Annotated in this window: 7 protein-coding genes; 3 read left to right on the forward strand and 4 right to left on the reverse strand. The window is 70.1% G+C overall.

What is annotated here, in order from left to right; all coding sequences use genetic code 11:
- On the reverse strand, positions 1-640 hold a 640-nt coding region (locus GKQ77_RS26830; protein WP_219691512.1), incomplete at its 3' end, for a MerR family transcriptional regulator.
- 138 nt (positions 641-778) lie between these two features.
- On the opposite strand from GKQ77_RS26830, the gene GKQ77_RS26835 reads away from it, so the two are divergent.
- The 3 genes from GKQ77_RS26835 to GKQ77_RS26845 are packed head-to-tail and all read left to right on the forward strand — an operon-like array spanning position 779 to position 2,891.
- Positions 779-1,729, forward strand: coding sequence for a hypothetical protein (locus GKQ77_RS26835; protein ID WP_258022024.1), 951 nt, complete (start codon positions 779-781; stop codon positions 1,727-1,729).
- Complete coding sequence (locus GKQ77_RS26840; RefSeq protein ID WP_219691513.1) at positions 1,726-2,235, forward strand: ABA4-like family protein; 510 nt, start codon at positions 1,726-1,728, stop codon at positions 2,233-2,235. The genes GKQ77_RS26835 and GKQ77_RS26840 overlap by 4 nt, the downstream gene beginning before the upstream one ends.
- Positions 2,232-2,891: an NADPH-dependent F420 reductase gene (locus GKQ77_RS26845; protein WP_219691514.1), complete on the forward strand. Its 660-nt coding sequence runs from the start codon at positions 2,232-2,234 to the stop codon at positions 2,889-2,891. The genes GKQ77_RS26840 and GKQ77_RS26845 overlap by 4 nt, the downstream gene beginning before the upstream one ends.
- A gap of 43 nt (positions 2,892-2,934) precedes the next feature.
- Here GKQ77_RS26845 and GKQ77_RS26850 read toward each other — a convergent pair whose 3' ends face one another.
- From GKQ77_RS26850 to GKQ77_RS26860, 3 genes are all read right to left on the reverse strand, one after another.
- On the reverse strand, positions 2,935-3,486 hold the full coding sequence (locus tag GKQ77_RS26850) for a glycoside hydrolase family 25 protein (protein ID WP_219691515.1): 552 nt from the start codon (positions 3,484-3,486) through the stop codon (positions 2,935-2,937).
- A 95-nt stretch (positions 3,487-3,581) separates the two neighbouring features.
- On the reverse strand, positions 3,582-4,769 hold the full coding sequence (locus GKQ77_RS26855; protein WP_219691516.1) for a YncE family protein: 1,188 nt from the start codon (positions 4,767-4,769) through the stop codon (positions 3,582-3,584).
- Positions 4,769-5,386 (reverse strand): polysaccharide deacetylase family protein (locus tag GKQ77_RS26860; RefSeq protein ID WP_219691517.1); only part of this gene is annotated, 618 nt, incomplete at its 5' end. The genes GKQ77_RS26860 and GKQ77_RS26855, both read right to left, overlap by 1 nt.

Consider the following 5,386-nt stretch of genomic DNA (forward strand, 5'->3'; position numbering starts at 1 on the left):
CTTCCCACTCGTCCCCCGCCCCGTACAGCCGCGCCGAAGCGTCCACGTGGGCGAGGCGGCGGATCGCGTTGAACACCACCTCGCCGAGCACCGTGCCGATCACCACGCTCTCGACCAGGTCCTCGACCGCGACCCGCCGGCTCACGTAGCCGAGGTCGGCGCGGGCGACGATCTCGGCGGCGTCGGCGTAGCCGTCGAGCAGTTCCGTACTCGCCCCGTGCCCCACCCGGCCCATGGCGGCAAGCGCGCGTGACAGGTCCTCCGCGGCGGGGTTCGACTCATGCGTGCGCCAGCCGCGCCGGGCGATCAGCTGTTCGACGGTGGCCCGCGCCGCGGCCGTCTCGGCGTCGTCGTCGGCGACGCCCTGCCCGCCGAGCCGGTCCGCCGCCGCGCCGAGGACCTTGTGCAGCGGGCGGTCCGGATCGTCGATGGCGCCCAGCACCTCCGCGATCGCGGCCACCTTCAGGCCGCCCACCTCCAGGAGCACGCGGATCAGCCGCAGCCTGCGCTCGTGCAGCTCGTCGTAGTGCGCCTGATTGGGGCTGGACAGTTCGCCCGGCGGCAGCAGCCCCTCACGGACGTAGTACTTGATCGTCGGCACCGGCACGCCGGTCCTGCGGCTCAACTCGCCTATACGCACGGCCTGTTCCCGCTCCTCTTCATCGATCCCCCGGCCGGATCCCCTTGCCAACCCCTCCGCACATCATAGATAGTGGCGCTATCAGATAGCAGATAGCGCCACTATCTATTCCGCCGCATCCGAATCGAGGGGATACCTATGTCTTCATGGCGTTCGTGGCACCGCCCCCTGGTGCTGTTCTCCGCGTCGATGGCCGTCGTGGCAGTCGTCTCCGCGGTGGGGCTCGTGGTCGATGACCGGGTCCTCGTGGGCGCGCCGATCTGGGCGAAGCCGCTGAAGTTCTCGCTCTCGTTCATCGCGTACGGACTCTCGCTCGCCTGGATGCTGTCGCTGCTCGACCGCGGCCGGCGTACGGGATGGTGGGCGGGGACCGTCGTCGCGGCGACCAGTGCCGTCGAGATGCTGATCATCACCGGGCAGGTGGTGCGCGGGAAGCGCAGCCACTTCAACCACCAGACCCCGTTCGACGAGACCCTGTTCAACGCGATGGCCGTCACCGTCGTCATCCTCTGGTTCGCCACCGTCGCCATCGCGGTCCTCCTCCTGCGCACCCGGATCACCGACCGCGCCTCCGCCTGGGCGATGCGCTGCGGCATCGCCCTCGCGCTCGCCGGAGCCGCCATCGGCTTCCTGATGACCCAGCCGGCGGCCGGCCAGCGGCGCGGCGAGTCCCCGGTGGTCGGCGCGCACAGCATCGGCGTCCCGGACGGCGGGCCCTCGATGCCGCTGACCGGCTGGTCGACGACCGGCGGTGACCTGCGGATACCGCACTTCGTCGGCATGCACGCGCTCCAGCTGCTCCCGCTGCTGCTCATGGCGCTGCTGGCCCTCGCGCCGCGCGTGGCCCGCCTCGCCGACGAGCGCGTGCGCCTACGGCTCGTCCTGGTGGGCTCGGGCACGTACGCGGCGCTCTTCGCCCTGGTCACCTGGCAGGCACTGCGCGGGCAGCCGCTGATCCACCCGGACGGGGCGACCCTGACGGCGGCCGCCCTGATCGCGGGCGCCGCGGCGGCGGGCACCTACGCGGCCCTGCGGGCCCCGACCGGCCCAACTACCCACTCCAGCAAGGAATTCGAGGTCGCGGCATGACCGGCACCCTTTTCGAACTCTCCTTCTACCTGGCTGCCCCCGTCTGGCTCCTCATGATCCTCGCGCCGAACTGGGGCCCGACCGCACGCCTGGCCGCCTCACCCCTCACCGTCCTGCCGGTCCTCGCCGTCTACCTCACGATGGCGTTACCGGTCCTGCCCGAGATGTGGGCCGCCGTCAGCAGCCCCGACATCGACGGCTTCCGCGAACTGACGGCGCGCGCCAACGGCGCCGGCGCGATCTGGGCGCAGGTCATCGCCTGGGACCTGCTGCTCGGCCAGTGGATATACCTCCAGGCGCGGCGGCTCGGCGTGCACCCGCTGGTGACGGGACCCCTGCTCGTCCTCACCATCCTGCTCTCGCCGTTCGCCCTGCTGCTCTTCCTCGCACTGCGTACGACACTCATCCGGCGGCGCCGGCAAGACCTGCGGCCCCGCCGGAATAACCGAGCGGTTCCGGAGGTTACCTCCGTTACGAAGTCCGGAACAGCGAAAGGGCAGTCATGAAGATCGGCATCATCGGCGCGGGCAACATCGGCGGCAACCTCACCCGCCGCCTCACCGCACTCGGCCACGACGTCTCCGTGGCCAACTCCCGCGGCCCGCACACCCTGACCGCCCTCGCCGAGGAGACCGGCGCGACGCCCGTCCCCGTCGAGGAGGCCGCGCGCGGCGCGCAGGTCGTCGTCGTGACGATCCCGCTCAAGGCCGTCCCCGACCTGCCGAAGGGCTTCCTCGACGGGGCCGCCGAGGACGTGGCCGTCATCGACACCGGCAACTACTACCCGCAGCAGCGCGACGGCAGGATCGCCGAGATCGAGGAGGGCCTGCCGGAGAGCCGCTGGACGGAGCGGCAGATCGGCCACCCCGTCATCAAGGCGTTCAACGGCACGTACTCCGACGACATCCTCGACAAGCCGCGCCCCAAGGGCGACCCGGAGCGTGTCGCGCTGCCGGTGTCCGGCGACGACGAGGCCGCCAAGAAGGTCGTACGCGACCTCATCGACGACCTCGGCTTTGACTCCGTCGACAACGGCGGCCAGGACGAGTCATGGCGCCAGCAGCCCGGAACTCCCGTGTACGGCAACCGCGGTGGCGTCGAGGAGATCCGCAAGGCCCTCGAAGCGGCCACCCCGGAGCGCACGGCCGACTGGCGCGCCTGACCTCCGCCGGGCAGACCCTAGGGGGACGCCGAAGGGGAACACCCTAGGGGGAGGCCCACTCCCGCATCGCGTCCTCGCTCTCGAAGCGGGCGACGTTCTTGTCCAGCGGGGACGACGTGTACTGGTGGATCTTCCACTGCGCCTGGATGCGCGGCTTGCCCGCCGTGACGTAGTCGGCGATCCACAGTCCGTCGCCCGCGTAGGACGTGTCGTCCCGGTTCAGCCAGAAGTCGCGGTTGCAGTAGAGGATGACGCGATGGCCGGGCCGGAGCCGCTTCACCTCGCGGATGAAGCGGTCCTTCTCCGCGTTCGACGCGGCCGTGTGGTCCCCCGTCCACTCCCAGTCCACCGCCAGCAGGTCCCCCTGCTCCTCGGGGGCCCTGCTGACGAAGTACTCGGCCTGGGCGGTGATGTTCCCCGGCCACAGGAAGTGGTAGAAGCCGACGACGCAGCCGCCGTCGCGGGCCTGCTTGGTCTGGGCGGCCAGCTTCGGGTTGACGTACGAGCGGCCCTCCGTCGCTTTTATGATCACGAAGGAGACGCCGTCGGTGGAGAACGTGGACTGATGAGAGCTGACGTCGATGCCACGCAGCATGGCGGCCTCCGAGGGCAGTGATACGGGGGAGGGGTTTGCGAACTGCCCTTTTTGTGCCCGGTGTCGGCATGGATCAACCGTCAACCATCAATCTGTCAACGGAAGATGCCCGTGTGCCCGAGGGAGTAGCGGCCGGGCTGCGGGTAGACGGCGAGTCCGTGCGGGCCGCTGCCGACGGGGATACGGGCCAGCTGGACTCCGGTTCGGGTGTCGATGGCGTACACCTCGGAGTCGTAGCGGCCCGAGAGCCACAGCGTGTTGCCGTCCGCCGAGACGCCGCCCATGTCGGGGCTGCCGCCCTGCGGGAGCTTCCACTTCTTGGTGAGCCTGTTCTTCGGGAAGTCGAAGACGGAGACGCTGCCCTCACCGCGGTTGGAGATGTACATCTCCTTGGAGTCGCGGCTGACATACAGGCCGTGGCAGCCCTTGCCGGTGCGCAGGAGCTTCGGCGTGGTGAACTTCTTGCCGTCGAGGACCCACATGCCGTGCGCCATCATGTCGGCGATGTAGAACGTCTTGCCGTCCGGGGACATCTTCACGTCCTGCGGCATGGCGCCCTTGAACGGGATCTTCTGCTGGCCGACGACCTTCATCTTCTCGGTGTCGACCTTGAGGAGTTCGCCGGAGAACTCGCAGGAGACGATGAAGTAGCGCCCGTCCATGGAGAAGTCGGCGTGGTTGACGCCCGCGCAGGTGACCGGGACGGTCTTGACGCGGTTCATGGTTCTCGGGTCGCGGAAGACGAGTTCGCGGTCCATGGAGGCCATCACGATGGCGTGTTTGCCGTTCGGCGTGAAGTAGAGGTTGTACGGGTCCGAGACGTCGACGGTGCGGCCCGTCTCGCCGGTCACCGGGTCGATGGCGGTGAGGCTGTCGCCGAGGTCGTTGTTGACCCAGAGCGTCTTCATGTCCCAGGAGGGGACGACGTGCTGCGGCTGGTCGCCGACCTTGATGGTCTCGATGACCTTGAACGTCTTGGGGTCGATGACGGAGACCGTGTCGGACTCGGTGTTGGGGACGTAGACGCGCGGCAGGAACTTCTTGGCGACCGGCGCGAGGGCGTTCGGCCGGTCGGCGGCGTAGGCGTCCTTGGGGTCGAGGACCGGCGGCATGCCGGGCAGGCCGGGGGCGACCCTGGGCTTCGCGGGCTTGCGCATGCCGTCGGTGCCGAGGGCTTCGTCGGACCGCTTGTCGCTGCCGCAGCCGGCGAGCGCGGCGAGCACAACTCCGGCGGCGAGGGCGGCAGCGGTGCGCTTGGTCAGGTTCAGTCGCGTACGGGGCATCAGGTCAGCAACTCCGTGGTCGTCACCGCGCGCAGGCCGCGGCGTTCCAGTTCTTGCAGGACGGCGGGGAGCGCGGCGACCGTGTCCGCGTACCCGAAGTGCAGGCTCACCACGGACCCCGCGCGGAGTTCGGCGGCGATCTTGCGGGTGACGGCCGGGGCGCCCGGCGAGATGAAGTCGAGGGAGTCGACGTCGTACGAGAGGACGTGCGGGTAGCCCGCGCGGTGGGCGAGGCGTTCGACGAGCGGGGTCGCCGTCCTGGCGCGCGAGGGGCGGAACCACGTGCCGATGGAGCCGGTGAGGCGCCGCAGCCGGTCCGCGCAGCCGGTGATCTCGGCGTAGGCGTCGGCCTCGGACATGTCGTTGATGTCGAGGTGGCGCAGGGTGTGGTTGCCGAGGTCGTGGCCGCCGTCGAGGATGCGGCGGGCGAGTGCGGGGTGTTCGTCGAGCCAGCCGCCGACGGCCAGCACGGTGACCTTGGCGCCCGCCTTCTCCGCCTCGGTGAGCAGCGCCTTCGCGGTGGCGGGGTCACCCTGGCCGTGGAAGGTGAGGGCGACCTGGGGCCGGTCGCGGGGGCCGTGCGCGATCTGTCCGGGGAAGCCGGGGAAGCGGCGGGG

The organism is Streptomyces anatolicus (assembly GCF_019400875.1).
GTDB classification, from domain to species: Bacteria; Actinomycetota; Actinomycetes; order Streptomycetales; family Streptomycetaceae; genus Streptomyces; species Streptomyces anatolicus.